At 39.0% G+C, this 21,460-nt stretch carries 17 protein-coding genes; 5 read left to right on the top strand and 12 right to left on the bottom strand.

The window, feature by feature from the left end:
- Positions 1 to 131 precede the first annotated feature (131 nt).
- Positions 132 to 773 (bottom strand): hypothetical protein, encoded by a 642-nt coding sequence (locus tag LV92_RS07560; RefSeq protein ID WP_146613523.1) that lies wholly within the window; start codon positions 771 to 773, stop codon positions 132 to 134.
- Positions 763 to 1,857, bottom strand: coding sequence for a YHYH protein (locus LV92_RS07565; protein WP_211322945.1), 1,095 nt, complete (start codon positions 1,855 to 1,857; stop codon positions 763 to 765). Before LV92_RS07565 ends, LV92_RS07560 begins: the two co-directional genes overlap by 11 nt.
- 384 nt (positions 1,858 to 2,241) lie before the next feature.
- Here LV92_RS07565 and LV92_RS07570 point away from each other — a divergent pair, with 384 nt between their 5' ends.
- The 5 genes from LV92_RS07570 to LV92_RS07590 all read left to right on the top strand — a co-directional run bounded on the left by LV92_RS07570 (position 2,242) and on the right by LV92_RS07590 (position 7,225).
- Complete coding sequence (locus LV92_RS07570) at positions 2,242 to 2,505, top strand: hypothetical protein (protein ID WP_111623058.1); 264 nt, start codon at positions 2,242 to 2,244, stop codon at positions 2,503 to 2,505.
- Positions 2,506 to 2,638: 133 nt separating this feature from the next.
- Entirely contained in the window at positions 2,639 to 4,198 is a 1,560-nt protein-coding gene (locus tag LV92_RS07575; protein WP_111623059.1) for a SulP family inorganic anion transporter, read from the top strand.
- 67 nt (positions 4,199 to 4,265) lie between these two features.
- A complete protein-coding gene (gene can, locus LV92_RS07580) occupies positions 4,266 to 4,907 on the top strand; it encodes a carbonate dehydratase (protein WP_111623060.1) in 642 nt (213 codons plus the stop codon).
- 281 nt (positions 4,908 to 5,188) lie between these two features.
- A complete protein-coding gene (locus LV92_RS07585; RefSeq protein WP_111623061.1) occupies positions 5,189 to 6,373 on the top strand; it encodes a hypothetical protein in 1,185 nt (394 codons plus the stop codon).
- A 270-nt stretch (positions 6,374 to 6,643) separates the two neighbouring features.
- Positions 6,644 to 7,225 carry a DUF4494 domain-containing protein gene (locus tag LV92_RS07590; protein ID WP_111623062.1) on the top strand — a complete coding sequence of 194 codons (582 nt, stop codon included), beginning with the start codon at positions 6,644 to 6,646 and terminating at the stop codon, positions 7,223 to 7,225.
- Positions 7,226 to 7,409: 184 nt separating this feature from the next.
- Here the strand turns inward: LV92_RS07590 and LV92_RS07595 are convergent, their stop codons facing one another.
- From LV92_RS07595 to LV92_RS07640, 10 genes are all read right to left on the bottom strand, one after another.
- Positions 7,410 to 8,150, bottom strand: coding sequence for a peroxiredoxin (locus LV92_RS07595; RefSeq protein WP_111623063.1), 741 nt, complete (start codon positions 8,148 to 8,150; stop codon positions 7,410 to 7,412).
- A 158-nt stretch (positions 8,151 to 8,308) separates the two neighbouring features.
- Positions 8,309 to 9,070 (bottom strand): SDR family oxidoreductase, encoded by a 762-nt coding sequence (locus LV92_RS07600; protein WP_111623064.1) that lies wholly within the window; start codon positions 9,068 to 9,070, stop codon positions 8,309 to 8,311.
- 160 nt (positions 9,071 to 9,230) lie between these two features.
- The gene (locus tag LV92_RS07605; protein WP_111623065.1) at positions 9,231 to 9,635 is read right to left on the bottom strand and encodes a hypothetical protein; all 405 of its coding nucleotides are present in this window, start codon (positions 9,633 to 9,635) and stop codon (positions 9,231 to 9,233) included.
- Between the two features lie 168 nt (positions 9,636 to 9,803).
- The gene (locus LV92_RS07610) at positions 9,804 to 11,093 is read right to left on the bottom strand and encodes a Gfo/Idh/MocA family protein (protein WP_111623066.1); all 1,290 of its coding nucleotides are present in this window, start codon (positions 11,091 to 11,093) and stop codon (positions 9,804 to 9,806) included.
- Positions 11,094 to 11,160: 67 nt separating this feature from the next.
- On the bottom strand, positions 11,161 to 12,453 hold the full coding sequence (locus tag LV92_RS07615; RefSeq protein WP_111623067.1) for an acetylxylan esterase: 1,293 nt from the start codon (positions 12,451 to 12,453) through the stop codon (positions 11,161 to 11,163).
- Positions 12,454 to 12,645: 192 nt separating this feature from the next.
- The gene (locus LV92_RS07620; RefSeq protein ID WP_111623068.1) at positions 12,646 to 15,282 is read right to left on the bottom strand and encodes an MGH1-like glycoside hydrolase domain-containing protein; all 2,637 of its coding nucleotides are present in this window, start codon (positions 15,280 to 15,282) and stop codon (positions 12,646 to 12,648) included.
- A gap of 412 nt (positions 15,283 to 15,694) precedes the next feature.
- Positions 15,695 to 17,392, bottom strand: a complete 1,698-nt coding sequence (locus tag LV92_RS07625; RefSeq protein ID WP_111623069.1) for a response regulator — start codon at positions 17,390 to 17,392, stop codon at positions 15,695 to 15,697.
- A 206-nt stretch (positions 17,393 to 17,598) separates the two neighbouring features.
- Positions 17,599 to 17,934 (bottom strand): n-acetylglutamate synthase, encoded by a 336-nt coding sequence (locus tag LV92_RS07630; protein WP_111623070.1) that lies wholly within the window; start codon positions 17,932 to 17,934, stop codon positions 17,599 to 17,601.
- A gap of 86 nt (positions 17,935 to 18,020) precedes the next feature.
- Positions 18,021 to 19,748: an amidohydrolase gene (locus LV92_RS07635; protein WP_111623591.1), complete on the bottom strand. Its 1,728-nt coding sequence runs from the start codon at positions 19,746 to 19,748 to the stop codon at positions 18,021 to 18,023.
- Positions 19,749 to 20,035: 287 nt separating this feature from the next.
- Positions 20,036 to 21,313 (bottom strand): alpha/beta hydrolase family protein, encoded by a 1,278-nt coding sequence (locus tag LV92_RS07640; RefSeq protein WP_111623071.1) that lies wholly within the window; start codon positions 21,311 to 21,313, stop codon positions 20,036 to 20,038.
- Positions 21,314 to 21,460: the final 147 nt, after the last annotated feature.

Here is a 21,460-nt window from a genome sequence, read left to right on the forward strand (position 1 = left end):
AGCAGCTCTAGGCATATTCTTAATAAGCTATTGCTTATCGCAAATATACGATTGGAATTTAAATAGAAATGTGACTTTTATCATATTTCCCAATATTTTTATTTGTCTCTGAGCAAAAAGTCCTGTTGTTTTTAGCTGTGCTTAAAGTGTCGTGGTTGTTTTACAAACTTTAAATAAATAAAAATTAAGATGGAAATTAAAATAAGCAGTAGAAAGATATATCCTATATTAAAACTGGCCTGTTCTGCCTTTAAGTTTTCCCATTTCCCATCGTTCAGCGCGATATTTAATTCGTGACCATGGTTATTATCCAAAGTATATTTTTCCTTAGGAAACCCTTCCAACAGAAAAATCACAATAGATTGGTTATTATAAATATCCTCAAACATTTCATTTTTTAAGAAAACAGTATTTATGGTATCTGGAAGTCCCATAATTTCGGTAACTATTTTTGTTTCATGCCCCAAGAATACCTTTGCATCATTAAATTGTAAGGGTTGCTGCTTATTAACAATAAATGAAAAATTAGCTTTAAAATGTTGAAGAACCAAGTTTTGAAACTCTTCAGGTGATTTATACGAGCCTTGTCCATTATTGTAATTAATTTCATCCTGAAAGGCGGTTAAGGAGCTGTTGATCTGTAAGATTACCTGCCCATTATTAGTTTTGGAGATAATGACATTGGACAGATCAAGCTGATGGGCAAATACTACATTACCCACCAACATTAAGCAAAGAACAAATAATTTTAATAGCCTTTTTTTATTGAGCATATACACCTCTTAGACCATTTATGAAATTGTTGTTGCCGGCTTTGTCTACATGATAATGATACCCTCTGGTCTCATCATAATGTCCTCTGGACTCATCCAAATCAGTGTATTCCTGTCCACCTGCATCCGTATTTTCAAAGATGCCATACCCGTCAAAGGCATAACCTATCATAGCAGCGTGTTTATCTGCTTGTTCTATTTTTTTGGAAAGTCCTGTTGCAGCATGATAATGATAACCTGCGGCTAGATTGATATGTCCGCCGGCATCATCGAATGGAGCCAAAGTGTAGGCATTCAAAATGTTATCTACGGGGGCAGGAGCATTAAATACTATTCCGTTGAATGCCAAGCCTCTATCGGAGGGACCCATACCGGAACGACCTTCAGGACCTCTACGATCTCCGTCTTGGGGGCGACCCTCAGGACCTCCAGGGCGATCAGGTCTGTCTGGTCCATCTGGGCCTCCAGCGCCTCTTCCTCCGGGTGCCCCACCTCCTGGACCTCTTGCAAAGGCATATGGACTAACTGCTTTTTTGGGAGTAACTGGAATATAGTAGGTGTGGGTTACATCAGCTACATAGGAAGGTAAACATTCTACACAAAAGTTTTCATATTCTTCTCCTACATTTGGATTAGCGGCATCCTCACACTCCTGCAATGTTTTTGTTTTTGTTATTTCACCAGTTTCACTGTCATACATCATCCACGTATCATCATCATAGAATGTTGCCAAATTTTGTACAAAGGCACCGTCTACATCATATACCTTTCCGTCACTTAACCAAATACCGCCGGCGCTAGCATCGTCCGAAATATTGTTTGGGCACCAAGGACCCATTTCATGATCTGTTGGCGTTGCTGTGACCACTATTTTATAACAATCAGCAGTTGAACCGTCAGATAGCGTTCTTTTTTCAATTGAAATGGGCTCGGATAATCCACCGGATAAGAAGTGATCGCTTTTTACAGAGATGATTACCTTATCCTCTGTTATAGTATTATTGTTGGATTTATTGCTTTTACAGCCCATAAGGACTGCCAATAGCAGACCTAATGTTAAGGTGTTAAACTGATTTTTGCACATAGTAGTTTAATATTTATTTATCTCTGACGTCTTAATATATAATGTATCAGTACCTTGGTTAACCTAAAGTAAGTGTTGCCAGTTCAAATCTTTTAATTAATTCCGATAATTTATTATTTATTCGAATTTATTATTGGATTGTCTATTTAAGAGTTAAAAATTATATAATTCAGACTTTATATATTTAAAAAATTGGAGAATGCCCTAAATATAAACTCAATTTTACGAATAATTTAATTAACATTCCATTTAACAGTATTTTAATGTATTATATTCTGCATAATTATACATTTACTGTGAAAATTTCAACAAAATTAAATTTTTTGTAAAAAATTGATAATCCATCCTCATTATTTTTTTTCAAGCCTGTTGTCCCTCGTTTTTATGTTGGGATTGGTTCATGAGATTGTTTTAAAATATTCAGCTGATGCCATTATGGTAATTGAGCAGGAACAGCAGGATAATCAGGATGGTTCCGAATCCGATCTAGATGAGGAAGTAATCGATTTTGATCTACCCATTAAACAATTACCTCCTACCAATTATCTCTATAGTAGCAATAGGTTTGAGATGCCCACGAATTCCAATCTTGAAATCCAAATCATTGGAATTTCCCAACCTACCCCTCCTCCAGAACATATAGGTTAATAATTCAATTTACTCTTACCATAATACACATAAGTTATGGTAGCCTATAGTTAATTATTAATCATATACGACCTTCCCTATGTTATTTATACAGGACGGGATTATATGCCTTATTTTGTAATCTTATAATTCCATGAATTTATTTAAACACTGGAAAAAAGACTTGCCATCGAGTCTTGTAGTTTTCTTTGTAGCATTGCCTCTATGTTTAGGCGTGGCCCTGGCCAGTGGGGCACCTCCGTTTGCAGGTCTTATCGCAGGGCTAATAGGAGGGGTACTGGTTGGCTATCTATCAGGTTCCGCCATTGGGGTCAGTGGACCCGCCGCTGGGCTGGTGGTAATTGTCTTTAACGCCATAACCGAATTGGGCAGTTACGAACTTTTTCTTACCGCTGTAATTTTAGCAGGGATCATCCAGATTCTACTGGGAGTTTTTCGAGCAGGGGTTATTGGTTATTATTTCCCATCGGCGGTAATCAAGGGGATGCTCAGTGCTATTGGAATCATGATTTTTATACAGCAGATTCCATTGGCGTTAGGATTCAGTGGCGATGTCAATACGGATAGAATCGATTTAAGTGGGCTTCACGATCAAATTACACCAGGTGCCATATTGATTACCTTGGTATCATTGGGTATACTCTTGTTTTGGGATGAAATCCTGGCCAAAAAAAATAAAATTTTCAAACTAATTCCTGCCCCGCTTATTGCGGTGATTGTCGGCATAATAATCTATGTTTCATTTGGAACATCAGGTTTCCTCGCCCTGCATGAAAGTCAGTTGGTAAGTGTCCCCGTTCCTAAGGATTTTTCGTCTTTTATGGGACAGTTCACACTGCCAGACTTTTCTTCCTTGACCAATGGATCGGTCTATGTAGTAGCCTTTACCATCGCCATCGTTGCAAGTCTTGAGACCTTATTGAGCGTGGAGGCCACGGACAAATTAGATCCCTTTAAGAGACAGACACCAACGAACAGGGAATTGATTGCACAGGGAATCGGAAACAGTATCTCAGGTTTGATAGGAGGTATACCCATAACCCAAGTGGTTGTTCGCAGTACAGCGAACGTAATGAGTGGGGCAATGACCAAACTCTCCGCCATTTTACACGGATTCCTGATCTTGCTAAGTGTCATTGCGATACCTACCTTGCTCAACCTAATTCCACAGGCTGTTTTAGCCAGTGTGCTTTTGGTAATCGGGTATAAGCTTGCCAACCCCAAGTCGTTTGTGCAGATGTATAGATTGGGCAAGGCTCAATTCATTCCTTTTATGGTAACGGTTATTGGTATAGTGGCCACCGACTTGTTAAAAGGGATTTTAATAGGGTTGACGATCGGGTTGATAGTTGTACTTTTAAAGTCATACTATAATTCACATCATGTGCTACTAAAGGAGTACCAAGGGAAAAGAAATCTATTTCATATCAATTTTGCCGAGGAGGTGACCTTTATTAATAAAGGGCCTATTATGAAGGAGTTGGATGCCTTAGAAAGGGATTCCTACCTGGAACTGGATTTTAGAAAGACCAAGATTCTAGACTACGATATCTTGGAGTATTTGGATGAATTTTCTATCAAAGCGAAGAATAATAACATCAATATTAAAATGATTGCTGAAAAGGAAACCTTGGACAATCCGGAAAGTTTTAGGAAATATTTCGGACATCAGGTATTTCAATTAGGGCATTAATAGTCAAATACCTAATGGCAAACGTCGGAACATACAAATCTCACTTAGTGAGTAAAAAGAAAACATTATGAAAACAGAATTTTATAAAAGCTTGATCGAGAATAATAGAAAGTGGGTACAATCCAAATTGGATAGTGACCCGGAATTTTTTAAAAAACTTGAAAAGGGACAACAACCACCTTTGTTATGGATCGGATGTTCAGATAGTCGGGTACCTGCCAATGAGATTATAGGGGCCAAGCCAGGAGAGGTTTTTGTACATAGAAACATAGCCAATATGGTAGTACATTCCGATATGAATATGCTAAGTGTGCTGGATTACGCGGTTAATGTACTTAAGATAAAACATATTATTGTTTGTGGACATTACGGCTGCGGGGGCGTAAAGGCTGCTATGGGAAGTAAATCATATGGTCTTGCGGATAATTGGATTCGCCATATCAGGGATGTCTACAGACACCATCAAGATGCATTGGGGGTAATAAAGGGGGAAGAGGAACTCTTTAAACGCTTTGTTGAATACAACGCCATGGAACAGGTATTCAATTTGGCGAAAACTTCGATTGTACAAAATGCATGGGAAAGAAAGCAGGATCTTTACCTTCATGGATGGGTTTATGGTGTGGGAACAGGAATTGTAAAAGATTTGGAAGTCAACTTCAGCTGTAATTCCCAATTGGAGGAGTTTTATAAGATGGAAATCATTTAAATTAGGAATCTTGAGTGTATTTTATTTTTGGAAGGAATATCAACGTTCTCAAAATATACAGAGATAGGATGCACTTAGGACCAATTTCAATTATTATCGATCCGTTAAAAAATTAATTCTTAAGTTTATCCATACGACAGCGAATATAATCGACCTCCTGCTAAATTGGTCCATAATTATATGGGTATGGAATGGTTACGAATTATTTATACATGGTTAACCTTTCTTTTATCCCGACTATAAGTTTATAAGATTAACTTGGCAACCTAGTTGGAAACAGTATGAAACTAAAAAGCATTTTACTTTCCTTTTCTCCATTTATTTGTCTATTGATCTCCGGATATGGAGTATTTTCTCAAGAGACCAATACCCCTGAACTATATTTGGAGCCTATCTTTCATGTGAATTACGGGGATGCAACTGCAGATAAACCCCAGTCAAAATCATGGGCAAACCAATATGGGCAATGGTTGATAGTTGGGGATGCCGACGGTCCAAAATTATTAAAAAAAGAAACTACTGCCTGGGCGAGTCAATTTGAAGTAAATAAGGCATGGCATAATTTACCCAGTAGGGCGGACGTATATAACAAGGATGATGAGGCGCATATAGTCCTGGTTGGGGAATGTGCTTTGGATGTAGTACAAATAACGTATTCCCACCAAAACAAAAAATACGAACATCAATGGAAGGAATCCCTTCCTATTCCTCAGGATTGTCAATCCGTTGAAACTGCTACCATTACCCGAGATTCAAAAAATCAATTTTGGGTAAGTGCAGATGTGGACCAAAGAATTATGGTTTGGCATTCCATAAATGGTAGGGATTGGTCGGATCCATTTACGCTGGCAGACAACATCAATGCAGACGATATTTCATTAATAGTTACTCTAAAAAATCAGGTATCCGCTATCTGGTCCAACCAAAACACTCAATCCATCATTGAGCGAATCCATATAGACGGGGAAGAGCCCAATAATTGGTCAGCACCCATAATTGTTCAACAGGGCGATAATAACGCAGACGATCACTTGAATGCCACTGTGTTTGAAAATGGGGAAATGGCCATGGTCACCAAGAACAGTGTGGACAAAATAGATCAACCTCAGTTTGTATTACGATTAAGGGACAAGGAGGGAAGATGGATCAACATTCCGTACGAGAACCTCACTGAGGAAAGGAGTCCTTCCCGTCCTATTATTAATCATGTTGAATCAGGAAAGATATTTGAAGTACATGCAGTAAAGAATAGAGGGAATAATCTATATTTTATTTCTGTCAATGAAATTATAAAAAAGAAAGATGGCTGGGAGTTTAGGGAAATCATCCAATTAAAAACCAAAATAATTGGGAAAAACGGTGACGTTACCTCCAGTAAGGCTAGTTTTTTACCTAATGAGCCCAAACTTATATTCTTCTCTGATGATTTGGGAAATATTTATTCCTTTGACCTTAATAAGCTATAGCAAGAATATATTAGGTGCATCAGTGTGAATTGAAGAATAACAACTTAACGTTCCCATCGTCAGTTTAGACCCTACATTTTGAAGCCTTTCATTGTAAAATATTGGACTTCGGGCGATTATGTTCTAGCAGGTAATTTCCATTCAAAAATACTTACCTACGATTACTGTTTCAATATGCTCCTAGTATGGAAATTGTGAATATCTATTTAGTGAATAGGGGGACAAGTTTTTCTTTAAGGACTATTTTTGGCTTCCTTAAAAAAAATAGATATGAGTCAGACTTGGTACGAGTGCAAAGTAAAATACAGAAAAACACATGAAACGGGAGAGCAAAAAGTAACTACGGAAACCTATTTATTGGATGCTATATCCTATACCGAAGCGGAAAGTAGAATAAATGAGGAGATGGCCGCCTATACTAGTGAAGAATTTTTGATTACTAATATAAAGGTTGCGAATTTTTCTGAGGTGCATCCTTTCGAAAATTCAGATCGTTGGTTTAAGTCGAAAGTTGCTTTAATTGCCTTTGATGAAAATAGCGGTAAGGAAAGAAAAACCAATATTTATTTGTTGGTTCAGGCCAATGATGTGAAGGAAGCCTATGATAATACCATACTGGCTATGAAAGGTACTATGGGCGACTACACTATTCCTGTAATTTCAGAATCTCCGATCATGGACGTATTTCCCTATTTCTCTGGAGATGAAGGGGATTTGGACCAATTGGAAAAGTTCAATGCCCTAAAGGCTTCAAGTTCGGAGCCCAATGCACATAATGAAGACTTAGAAGCATTGGATACTTTTGAAAATGAAGAAGCCCTGACAGTTGGAGCTTTAGATGGCGAAGAGTAGTAGACCAAATTATTTAGGGTAAATATAATAAAGAGGGCTTTTAAGCCCTCTTTTTGTTTCTGGGACCCGTATTTAAAAAGCCAAGGCATATTGAAATTTTATTAAAGAACAAACCCTGCTACAATGGCGGGGTTTGTTCTTTAAGATCCGTTTCCTTAAAGAGGACCACTGTTGGGCTTAATTTTTAGGTTGTTAGGGCTTCGTGTTTTTTCCTTTTGTTCAACACTCTATCCAGTACGGTATCCTTATCCAACTTTTTGGTACAGAAGAACCAATCCTTGCAATCTATTTCACTGTCTTCCATTCTGTCTTTTGCCGTTCCACAGGAACCGGCGGGTCCTACTATTACGTCATCACCCGGACGCCAATCGGCAGGAGTGGCAACCCCAAATTCGTCAGCAGCCTGCAATGCAATGATTACTCTGTATAATTCATCAAAGTTTCTTCCCAAACTTAAAGGATAATAAATGATAGTCCTTATTATCCCCTTTGGATCAATAAAGAAAACAGCCCTAACCGCTTTTGTTGAATCCTCATTGGGTTGAATCATTCCATACTTTTTGGCAACCTCCATGGTAATGTCTTCAATTAAAGGAAAATTTACTTCCACATTTTTCATTCCTTTGTACTCTATTTTTTCCTTTATGGTACGTAACCATGCAATATGGCTGTACAAGCCATCTATTGAAAGACCAACAAGCTTACAATTTGCTTCTGCAAACTTATCTTCCATAGTGGCAAAGGTCATAAACTCCGAGGTACAAACAGGAGTAAAGTCGGCCGGATGACTAAATAAGATTACCCAATCACCTTTGTAATCACTTGGAAAATTTATATTACCTTGGGTAGTAACAGCTTTAAATTCTGGGGCAGCATCACCTATTCGTGGCATACTGATTTGTTCTTGTACTTGACCTTGTTCCATTGTTCTATATTTAAATATTTATGGAACTAAGGTATTCGAATTAGCTGTGTTGTACAGTGACCAATGTTACACTCCTCCAAAATGTTTCAGATAGTGGTATAAATCCGTTCTGTATGATATGCGGAACATCATAGCTTCTTTATAAAATCCAAATTGTTCTATAATAGAATCCCTCCCGAAGCTTCAATGCGCTGACCATTGATCCAGCGAGCGTCCCCGGTACACAAAAATGCCACCACACCACCAATATCTTCGGGTTCTCCCACTCTTCCCAAGGCAGTGGCAGCAGTGACCGCCTTTCTTTTTTGCTCGTTGGTCTTGTTTTCCCCGCCACCAAAATCAGTTCCTACGGCACCAGGGGCCACAACATTGGCAGTAATTTTTCTATGTGCCAATTCCTTGGCCAAGTACCTGGTAAATACTTCTACAGCAGCTTTTGTTGGGGCATAGGCCGATGAATTTGGAAAAGTAAATCTGGTTAGACCGGAAGAAATGTTAATAATTCTACTACCGTCATTTAAATAGGGCAGGGCCTTTTGGGTTAGGAAATAGACTCCCTTGAAATGAACATTGACCATTTCATCAAACTGTTCTTCCGTGGTTTCGATAAAAGGTTGATAAATTCCGGTACCGGCATTGTTTATCAAAAAATCGAATTTTTCCTTAGCTGTTTCTGTTTTTAAATAGGTGGAAAGCTGATTGAAGAATTGATCAAAGGAATTAATCTTAGCGGTATCCAATTGTAGCGCATACGCCAATCTGCCCAGGTTCCTTATCTCGGCCACAACTTTATCTGCCGCCGATTTGTTGGAGTGGTAGGTAATAATGACATCAATTCCTTTTTTGGCGATATTAATGGCCATATCCTTACCTAGGCCTCGGCTTCCTCCTGTTACTACTGCAATTTTGTTTTCAGGCATTATAATGGATTTTTGTTTTTGTAAAATTCGGGAATATTAAAGAAAAGGACCAAGTAGACTTCAATTTTATTGTATTCAATATAATTTCCCGTTTCAGTTTTGAAAAAAATATAAGCCTACGATTTTGTATGACTAATGTAGCACAGGGGAGAATTGACTCTTACCTATTGATCTGTTTTGAGTTTTCTTTTTTTACAATAATAAAGCAAAGAATAGAGCAAACTAGGGTCAAAAAACTTCCCAAAAATAGTTCTATCAAGTTTTTGGCAAAAAGATTACCTATGGTATTCAAGGCAAAAAAGACCACAAATATCCATATGAGTATATCAATGACCTTATTTCTTTTTCCGCTCTCCAAAAGTTTGTATTTAATGGACAGTATCAAAATCATGAAGAGATTGATCAGGATGGAAAAAGCTTCAAAGGCTTTCATTTCCTCAACAGAATTTAATTTACCTGCCCAGACTTTATCATAGGGTATTTGCTCTGTGAAAATTAATAAGTGGAATATCAAAAGTGTTCCAAGCAATAGGAACATAATTTTCAAGGCAATTCTTTTATTCATTTTAGCACAAATTTTAAATGCTTAAAACTATTAATATTTAGTTTTAAGAATACAGAAATCATAGTTAAATGGGGTTAAACAGGGCTTATTATTAGGCGTTTTATTTATTTTGGGCAACATGGGTTCGATTGATTTTTATCAATGATAGTTGTTTAGGGTATATAGGGATTAGGTCACCAATCGCCAGGGTTTCCGAGGTTTTCTGGACAAAAGGCCATTGGCCTCAGAATCTCCGATAAATTTCTCCTTTTCCGAATCCCAATTGAGTTTCCTTCCCAATCTGTATGAAATCAATCCCAAATGCATGGGCAGAGTCATGCTGCGGGCATAGGCAAGATTTGATTCAGGTTGGGTTCTCGACTTTACGGCATCCACAAAGTTTTGTTGGTGCCCCGGAGAGCGGATAATGCTTTGTGGTATTTCCGGAATATCGGTCATAGTTTCACCATTGATGGTGATTTCACGGGAATTGTAATCACAGATTAAACTCCCCTTGTCTCCTTCAAAATAGGCGCCTATTCCTCGCTCTGCGGCACCAGGAACATTTGGAGGTTCACTGGTCCAATAGAGATTTAATCCGTCGAACTCATAATCGATTTCGATCCATTTTGGAGTGTCGGCGATGCCTTCGACCTTCTCCCCTCGGGCAACAATACTTTTTAGACCCTTGGGTTCCAAGGCCCAAAAGGCAACATCGGCAATATGGCACCAGAAATCGGCAAAGAAGCCTCCTGAATAATCCAAGAAATAACGATATGTAAAGTGGCATTTCTCCGGCATATAATCTACATAGGGTGCAGGTCCCAGCCACATATCCCAATTAAGACCTTTGGGAACCGCCACACTTTTAGGATTGCCCAAATTTGGTGGTGCACCTGTTTTCCATAAACGAACCGTGTGTACATTACCAATGGCGCCCGACTTTATAATTTCTACCACACGATGGTAATTATCGGTAGCATGTATCTGCGTTCCCATTTGAAAAATACGGTCGTGTTTTTTCAAATTTTTGAGCATCATTTGCCCTTCTTTAACATCATAGGACAGCGGTTTTTCACCGTACACATCCTTTCCTGCCTGAAAAGCCAAAGTTGCGATCTGTGCATGCCAATGGTCCGGGGTAGCACAGGTGATGGCATCAATGTCATTACGGTCCAGAATATTTCGGAAATCTCCATAGCCTTTCACCTTTTTTCCGGGCTGAAGGGTTTGCATTGTTTTTAGGCTACTTGCAAGGTGCATTTCGTCTACATCGCAAAGTGCTACCACATCAACTTCCGGCAAAGCGCTGAACCATTTCATATGGCTGTTGCCCATACCGCCTACGCCAATGTGGGCCACTCGTAGGCGATCGCTGGGAGCAAACTGGCCATAGGCCGAAGGTAAAAGCGTTAGGCCCAGTAGTCCTAAACTACTTTGCTTTATAAATTCTCTACGTTGTTGGTCTTTAGTCTTCATGAACGTTTAGTTTGGTTTAATAAATAGAGGTACAACCACTACCAAAAAAAATAGAGTTGGATCTTTTTTATTTCTTTAGCTTGGTAAATAGCCATTCTTTTTTTAATTCCTGCTGTTCAGGGTAGGTCCAATGTTGCGTTTTTTGGAAAAGATGTAACTCCTTCGGAGCTGTCAATACATTATAGGCCGAATAGGTAGAGGCAGGGGGACATACATTGTCATTATAGCCCCAACTGTACCATCCAGGTACTTTTACGAAACGTGCAAAATTCACTACATCGTAATATTTTGAAACTTCTATTTTCTCGGGTTTGTTGGTGAATTCCTCAACGAAAATTTGAGGCCAACCTCCGGCACGCCCATGTAAAAAACCGGTCATATCGGAGAGTGCAGGGTAGAAGGCTGCCAAATAATCAATTCTATCATCCAAACCGGCCGTCACAATGGAAAGCGCACCGCCCTGGCTACCACCGGTAACCGCAATATCTTCGCCATTAAAACCATCCACACTTTCTATGAAATCTACCGCTCTAACACAGCCGAGATATACACGGCGGTAATAGGCATTGTCCCTATCATCCAAATTAAAGGTCTGGTAACCGTTCAGGGCTCCTCTACTAAGATCATCATAAACACTTTGATCCAGGTTTACCGGAATGCCGTGAATACCAATGGTAAAAGAAATGAAACCTTCCGCAGCCTCGTCAATTTCCCCATAATAAGGCCGTATTCCTGCCCCCGGCACGTGTAGGATGGCAGGGTATTTCCCCGCTTTTTTGGGTTTGGTAAGAATGCCATAGATTTTTCCTTTTATATTGTCCAATTGCACATGGTAAACATCTACCTTGTCGGTACAGCGTTCGGGCATCAAAGTCAGTACCGCGTTCATGGGTACTTGGTTTAATTCTTCCTTGCCTTTTTCCCAAAACGACTCAAAATCCTTCGGTAAAGTGGTCGTGGGCTGTATTTTGTCTGGTGCAAAACCTACCGTGGTATAGGATGAATATTCCTTTCCATCTACTTCAACGGTTGCAGTGCAACGGAGAAATCCTGGTTCGGTGAATTTTTTGGATTTTATTTTGGTAGAATTATTTTTGAGGATACGTGTGCCTTCATCCCAAATTTTTAAGGTTCTATATCCTGGATCCGGTTCCATAATATATTCAATTTCGATGCCGTCTAGGAGTACATTGTTTCTATAAACCGAAATTGAAAATTCGGCCTGTTCACCAAGAGAGTAGGTCCAGTCGGCATGGTCAGGACTTACGATTACCTCTACCAGTTCTTGGCGGGGCTGTGCGCTTAAATTAAGGACAAAAAGAAGGAAGCATGTAAGAGAGGCAAAAATTTTCGTTTTCATTTTTTTTGGTTGGTTTGTGTTCAATAATGAGCTATACCGGGGGAGTATGCATATTACAATGTGATAGAAATTGGTAATTATTCCTTGCCACTTTAGAAAGATAATAAATATGGTTGGAATTTCAGGTTCAAAATGCAAGAGACCCCACAATGTGAGGTCTAGATTTTTATAAATGTTTGAAAAATGTAAGACTTAGGACTCTGATTCGTCCATTTCCATAATCAAATTTGCAATAAGCGCCGTCCATCCCGTTTGATGTGAAGCCCCAAGACCCTTACCATTATCACCGTCGAAAAATTCATAAAAGAGATGTTGCTTCTTGAAGTGTTCATCTTTAGAGAAAAGTTTATTCCGGTCCTCCGCATGATATTGGAATTTGCCTTCGGAATTGGGCTCGAACAATTTCACCAACCTTTTGGTAAGCTCGTTGGCAATTTCATTTAGATTGAGTTTCTTTCCAGAACCAGTTGGGAATTCATACTGATAGGTAGGTCCATAGAAAGTATAATACTTTCGCAAAGACTGAATAATCATATAATTCAATGGCATCCAAATAGGGCCCCGCCAATTGGAGTTTCCCCCGAACATATTGGACTTACTTTCACCAGGTTCGTAGTGAATAGTATAATGACCGTTATGTGCAAATACAAAAGGATGGTCCTTGTGATATTTTGAAAGGGAACGAATCCCAAAATCGGATAGAAACTCATCTTCATCCAAGAGCCGTATTAGGAGTTTTTCCAGTCTATAGGCCCTCATGATTGAAAACAGATAGTTGCCATCTTTGTTGGCCTCTTCTATATTGGAGATCAGGGAGGCCAGATCTGGTCTGGTCCTAACAATTTCGGCCGCCCTAATTTTAAATTCCTTCAACTGCTCAAAGAGGTCCTTGTGAATGACCTCAACGGCAAATAAGGGAATTATACCCACCAAAGATCTAACCTTTAGTCGATTTGTGGTGCCATTGGAGAGTTCAACAACGTCGTAATAAAAATCGTCCTCATCATCCCAGAGCGAGATATCCTTTGTTCCGATATGGTGCATGGCCCAGGCAATATTTAAGAAGTGCCTGAAGAATTTGGCAGCCGACTCTTCATAAACCTTATTGGTCTTGGCCAATTCCAGTGACATACGCAGCATATTTACGGTAAACATGGCCATCCAACTCGTGGCATCGGCCTGCTGCATTCTGCTAACGCCTTCAGGCATATGATTACGATCGAACACCCCAATGTTGTCCAGACCTAAAAATCCACCTTCAAAAAGGTCCGTACCGTGTTTATCTTTTTGGTTTACCCACCAAGTAAAATTGATGAGTAATTTTTGGAACGCATGTTCCAAAAACTTGGTGTCCCCTTTACCTGTGCGTAATTTATCTTTCTCGTAAACGTTCCAAACCGCCCAAGAATGTACAGGTGGGTTAACGTCACTAAAATTCCATTCGTAGGCAGGTATTTGCCCGTTGGGATGCATATAGCTCTCCCGTAATACCAATAGCAATTGTTCTTTGGCAAAATAGGGATCTATTTCCACAAAGGAAACCATATGAAAGGCAAGGTCCCAGGCTGCATACCATGGGTATTCCCATTTGTCCGGCATGGATATCACATGCCTATTGGTAAGGTGTTGCCAACTAAAATTTCGAGCTGCCGCACGGAAGGGCTTTGGTTCCCCTGGCCCCCCAAAAAGCCATTTAAAAACATCATAGTAATAGAATTGCTTGGTCCACAACAAACCTGAGAAGGCACTTTTTGCTATGGATTGGTGGGCTTCTGGTAGATCAGTCTTTAGGATATTGCCATAAAAATCCTCACTTTCTTTTATCCTTTGATCGAATACCGCGTCAAAATCGGACCAGGGATTCTCTAATTTCTTCTTGCTAAGACGTATCCTAATGCTCTTTTCTTCCCCTGCCTTTAACTTAAATTTATACCAGACGGCCGACTTGGATCCATTTTTTGCCGGATTTACAGTGGGCTTACCATTAACTACATGGTCATTGATACCATCCTTAACATAGTCTACCTCATTGGCAACATTATAAATACGTTTGTTGTTGGTCTCATTTTCACAGAATAACTGCTCGCCATTTTCATGGTAAAAATAATGTCTACCGTTTCTTATACTTCTGGATTGTATACAATTATCGCCTATGGATTTCATGCTAGGGCGGCTAAACCGCTTATTGTGCTTCCAAAAATTTCTAAACCAGAGGTGTGGCAGCACATGTATATTGGCCTTTTTGCTGCCTCTGTTGACCACCGTGATTTTCATTAGAATATCTTCCACATCGGCTTTGGCGTATTCAATATAACAATCGAAATAGGCATTGTTGTTAAAAGATTTGGAATCCAACAACTCATATTCCATATCTTCCCGGCTACGAATATTGTTATTGACCAACTCCAGATATGGAAATTTTTTCTGTGGATACTTATATAGGTATTTGCAGTAGGAGTGGGTTGGTGTGGACACCTGATGAAAATAGAGTTCCTTAACATCTTCTCCGTGATTTCCCTGGTTATTGGTAAGGCCGAACAAGCGTTCCTTTAAAATTTTATCCTTCCCATTCCAAAAGGCCGGTGCCAAGCACATTATTTCCCTTGAATCGCAAAAACCGCCTATGCCTTCTTCTCCCCATCTATAGGCATTGCTACGCGCTTTTTCATGATCTACAAAATCCCATGCATGTCCATGCTCACTATAATCTTCCCGAACGGTACCCCATTGTCTTTCCGCCAAATACGGACCCCATTTCTTCCAATTTTTGTAAGTTTCGGGAACTGCCAGTCGTTCTTCCTCAGCAATTTTCGGGGTAAAATGTGCCATTGAGATATAATTTAGATATATAGTAGTGTTAAACCATAGATGTTAAAAACCGGAATGTCTTTTAATTATACATACTAATTGAATAACTATTTTTCCATACTGGTATAATTGTAAAAATAAGGTTAAATAATTCAGTTGGTAATTATGCAGTTCAATATTACCTAATTGTTATTTTTATGGACATTCTTTTGTTATCCCATTAAAAAATAAGGTCCAAATTAAGGAAGTCGTATTGTATTTACTCGGATTGGGTGGTTGCAATGTCTTACTTTTATGAAAGACGGTAGCCTGTTTTTAGGGTATATATAATACTATGAAGTAAGCTTTTCCTTTTATGTAATATTTTTCGGCAATGCTTGGCCTATTTTTTGGTATCGCCCTATTAAAGGTATTAATGTGCTACCAGCTCTTCTTACTTTTCAACTAGACTAATAGGAATTTTATTTTGCATGGCATCTTCAATCTTGTCAAGAAGGTCTTCCGGTTCAAAAGGTTTGAAAATGAAACCGTTCATTCCACTTTCCAAAATTTTACTCTTTACTTCCATAAATACAGAAGCAGATAGGGCCAGAATGGGAGTAACTGTGTTAAATTTTCTTATTTCCTTGGAAGCAGTATATCCGTCCATAATCGGCATCTGAATATCCATAAGTACGGCATCATAATCATTTTCCCGGACCTTGTTTACAGCCTCTTGTCCGTCATAAGCTACTTCCACCACAAGGTTGGCCTTTTCCAATATTTGCCTCCCTACCATGACATTGATCTGATTGTCTTCAACCAACAGAATTCTTTTTCCCTTTAGATCATGTACTTTTTTCAGGTTGGCTTCCAACAATTCATCGCTTGAAGCCAAATTTAAAGACAAATCAAAATTGAAGCTACTTCCTACACCCGGTTCACTTGCAATTTTTACCTGGGAACCCATGGCTTCTACAATACTTTTTACAATGGGTAAGCCTAGGCCCGTTCCACCATATAATCGATTTGTGCTGGTAGAGGCCTGGGTAAACGCCTGCCATACTTTATCGTGCTGGTCCTCTTCAATTCCGATACCGGTATCTTTTATTTCTGTATACAAAAGAACAGTATCCTTGGTTTCTTGTAGCTTTTTAATCTTTAGGGTTACACTACCTTCATCGGTGAACTTGATGGCATTGGAGACTAGGTTGTTGATAACCTGGTTAAATCGTACTATATCTAACTGTACAATGGGAAGGTCATCATCAATTTCCAATTCTAAGGTAATACCTTTCCGTAAACAACTGGGTTCATGTATCTTTTTAATTTGTTTTACGGCCAACATGATATTGGTAGGAATTGGATCCAAGGTAATTGTTGTGGATTCCATTTTACTGAAATCCAAGACATTGTTTAAAAGGTTCAATAAAATTTTCCCCGAGTAATTCAATGCTTCTATATTCTGTTCCTGATCTTTTCTTGGATTGGAATCCCCCAATATATGCGAGAGGCCGGTGATAGCATTTAGAGGGGTCCGTATTTCATGGCTCATCATACTCAAAAATCTGGATTTGGCATTGGATTCCTCTATGGCTTCTTCTCGTTGATTGTGGATGCTGGAATAATATTGGGCGTTTATGTAAGAAAAGTAAATTAACTGATAAGTTACCAGTAAAATGGTTGTGCCAATGGAGATTGGATATACATATTTTCCGGCCAGTACTGTATCCATATGGGTACTGGTAAACAGATTAAAGTCGGTATAATATAAGAGAAACCACAATAGCATGGACAGTCCTGAAAAGAGGACTATATAAAGCCTTTCCCGCCTAAAGGAAAAGGTTACAAATGGCAAGGCCAGGGCAAACATTAAAATAAACTCTACACTACCTGCTTTACCTATAAATGAGGCAGTGAGGGTAACACTTAGGTTAAATGCGATCAGGTAAATGAAGCGGGCAAGTGTAAGCTTGCCTTTCTTTGACAAAAGCGCTGAAATGACAAAAAATGGTATAGTGGCGCCAATATAATTACTCAACTCACCTATATCCAAGCTTTTGGCAATAAAAAACCAAATTGTTGATATAATGGTTGTTAATAATGATAAACAGAAAACCAGTTTTACTCGTCTTGAAATGAATTCAGCCATTGATTATAATAGGTTAATGCAGAACAATAATAAAATACGCACTCGAAAACGCCATATTAGCACTATTTATAGGGTTCACTTTTTTAGAACGACAATTTCCTTAAAATATTATAAGTAATTTCCTACAAAATTAAATTTGGCTACAAATTGGTACTGGATGATAATCTTTTGGTAACATTCTATATCATCTAAAAGGGAACATACTTTTAGATCTCCTCAATGACAGATTTTCCGTTGGATTTATTGCCACTTGTCCATTGCCAATTTTCATAAAGTCTAATTTTTCCATTGGACAGTATCTCCGGTCTTGAATTACAGACCCCTGTCATTAGTTCTCCTTTACTATTAATTTGATGATACCGCATATCGATATTCCCGTCCGGGTCTACCAAACCTATCAAATGTCCTTTTACTATTTGTCCTCCTTGGTAGTCGGAAGTTAAAATATTGCCTTTTTGCCTGTATTCAAAAATGGTTTCATCGTTAGTTTCCCCGTTCTCAGAGTTTTGGACGGTTCTAAATTTTTTATTGTTATAATTCATAGGTCTTTGCGGTTTGTAAATCCCGGCTATTTTGATATTTGGGCTCAATTACTATTATATTTCCTAACTGAAGGAATTCCGTGGAATCATTCCCCCATGGTATATACTATTTCGCCATCAAAAATGGTCATGGCTATCTCCGTATTTAAAAGCTTTTCTTCTGCTACCTTCATTAGATCTTGGTCATATATAGTGAAATCGGCCAATTTGCCAACTGTTATAGAGCCCTTAATGTCCTCTTCAAAGGCGCCATAGGCTGCATCCAAGGTATAGGATCTCAGCGCCTGCTCCCGTGTCATCTTCTCTCCCGGCTCATAACCTCCGTCAGGGGTTCCCTGTAATGTTTTTCTAGTAACACTGGCATACAAACTGGCAATTGGGTTTAGTGGTTCTACCGGCACATCGGTACCATTTACTATGGGTATGCCACTTTTCAACAGGCTTTGCCACATATAGGCACCCTCTTTGATTCGCTTTTCCCCCAAACGGTCAATGGCCCATGACCTATCAGAGGACATGTGTATGGCTTGCATGGCAGGAATTACCTTTAATTGGGCAAAACGGGGAATATCCTCTGGATGCAAATGTTGTGCGTGCTCTATCCGGAACCTATGGTTGGTCGCTAATTGGGGCAATGCAATAAAGGCCGATTCGTAGCGGTCCAGGACTTCCCTGTTGGCCCGGTCTCCTATTGCATGGGAGCACACTTGAAAACCATTCTGTAATCCATTAAGCGCAGTTTCTTCCACAAAGTTCATTGGGAGGGTTTCGTGACCAAAATGCCCAGGTCTATCGGTGTAGGATTCCAACAACCAAGCCCCTCGTGAACCCAAGGCACCATCACAGTTTAATTTCACGGAGCGGATGGTCAATAAATTATCGGGATCTATCATTGGCCCTTTTTTATACCATTCGTTTAGCAACTCTTTATCTCCGCCGGTAAGCATACCGTAGAGGCGAATTTTCATTTTATCCTTGGCCTTCATTTCTTCGTAGAGCGCAATGGTCTCCCTGCCTATGCCGGCATCTTGAAACCCGGTAATACCATTTCTATGACAGGCGGCAACCGCCATTTCAAATGCTTGGACATTTTTTATTGGGGTGTTCTCCGGAATGTGTTTTGTAATAAGGTTTTGGGCAAGCTCATTGAAAATACCCGTGGGACTTCCCATGGCGTCTCGCATTACTTCGCCACCTTCGACCTCAAATTTGTTGATTCCTTCCTTGGCCAATCCCATAAGTCCCGCAATTTCCATGGCCTTGGCATTGGCAAAACCTGCATGACCACTGGCATGCCCTAAGTAAACCGGATTGTCTGGGGAAACGGCACTAAGCAAATCATGTGTTTGAAAGCCATTTACCATTTCTGAAGGCATTTCTTTCCATTTGCTTTGATGCCATCCTCTACCCGTAATCCATTCTCCAGGTGCTGTCGTTTTTACCCTCTCGGCTACGGCATCTACAATTTCCTGATAACTGCTAGTGTTACTGAGATCCAAATTCAATTCATTGTACCCCAATCCCATAAAATGGCCATGGCCTTCTATTAATCCTGGGGTCATGGTTTTACCATTAAGATCCAACAATTGCGTTTGGTCGTTTTTGTATTGCTCGGCCTCAGAGAGACTGCCGGCGAAAAGGATAGTATTGCCCTTCACGGCTACTGCTTCTACCATGGGCTGCGTATCATCTACAGTATAAATATTACCACCATATATAAGCAAGGTGCCGGATTCTTTTACAGTACTCTGACAGGCTGTAAAAAGGAGGAAGGTAATAAGCACTCCGGGGAAAAGAGAATTTCGTAATCGCATAAATTTTTGTTTTAGGAAAGCTGAATTTACAATTTTAGGGGGCAACTTAATACAACGTTATTAGCAATTCCTTTTTAAAATAACAATAATTATAATAAACCTAAGCGAAATAACAGACGGGGGCAATATGGTCAAATGTTGACTTCCCTTGAATAGAACTGCTTATTTGACCATAATGGTCTTCCAGACCAAGAAGCAGGTTTAGGTACTCATTTTCAAAAAAATGTAGCGCACATTTATCTTAGCAATAATGTGGCCATTATTTCAGCAATTACTGTTTGGAGTAATTATCTGGCTTCAATTGCTTTGAGCCAATTGGTAATTTCTGTTAAATACTCCGGTGTTAATAATTGAAAATAAGGAAATTCATTATTAACGGATGTCATAGAATGTGATGTGTTTTTTAAAGTAATGACCTTATAATTATTTGAATTGGATTTACTAATTACTTTTTCGATGGTTTTGTAACTATCCATGGGAATTATTTCATCCGATAATCCTTGAATCACCAATATGGGCTGTGTTATTTTCTCAAAATACGGTAGTCCACTAAAATTCAACTTATAATCCTTTTGCACACCCTTCTCAGGAATCCATATATGCTTAAACCAATCTTCCTTGTAGTTTTCATTTTTTATCGTAAGCAATGATTCGTATGAAATATTGCCTGCGAGATAATCATACCCTGCTTTTTGAACATTTAGAGCCCGATCAATATTAGCTTTTCCAAACAGATCGTAGTTCAAATTTTTCCAATGGTTCAAATCGCTTTCCATAAGGGTTCCACTTGGACAGCTTATGGAAATCCCAAAACCCAAATCGGGCACTTTAGACAAGATAAAAGGTATCTTTATACCTCCCTGACTGCTTCCTTTAATACCAATATCCGATAAAGGCAGTGAGGATATTTTGGAGAAGAATTCCAAGGCATTGATATCATCGGTGCAAAGTTCTTCAATGGTTGCGGATTGCCAATCTCCTTCAGATTTGCCAGTTCCACGTTTATCATAATTAAAAACAGTGTACCCTAAATCTGCAAAGTATTGTGCTTCGGCATTGGTACCACTTCGGTCATTTCCTTGAGAGGAAGTCACGTAAAACAATCCCTTTTTTATTGGATTTTTAGGCTTCCATAAGGTCCCATGAAGCTTCAGGTTATTTGAAACAAAGATTAATTCCTGTTTTTCAATTAACTCCGATTCCGTTATATTATCAGGGGTCAGCTCGGTCTCAAAGGTGTTTAATAATTGTTCTGTTTCATTGGAATAAACCTTTAACTGTCCTTTGAAGTTCCGATTGTACGGCAAGAACTTATATTCATAGGTATAAAAATCACTGATCACATAAAAATTGAGGGAGTCTTTGTCATAAGTTGTGTTTTGACAGGGTATTTCAAAAGCATTCATTGCCATACTTGAAAAAAATGCCCTTGTTTTACCTTCTATTTTTGCAAGTTCTATTTGATAATTAAAGCTTGTTTTTCCATAACTAATATTACCTTTAAAAGACTGGCCATGTACTGTTGCCGTGAAGCAAATAATTACTAAAAATCCGAAAAATCTCATATTTATTTACTTTATAAACTTGTAAATGTTAAGTAATAGAATGACGGGGAACTTTGAATTGCAAACCGATAATATCGGTACCGAGGCCATTAATTTCCTTAGCCCAATATATAAATATTAAATTAGGTAGATGTTGTTTTCAAAAGT

This window comes from Arenibacter echinorum (assembly GCF_003259375.1).
In the GTDB taxonomy this organism is placed as follows: domain Bacteria; phylum Bacteroidota; class Bacteroidia; order Flavobacteriales; family Flavobacteriaceae; genus Arenibacter; species Arenibacter echinorum.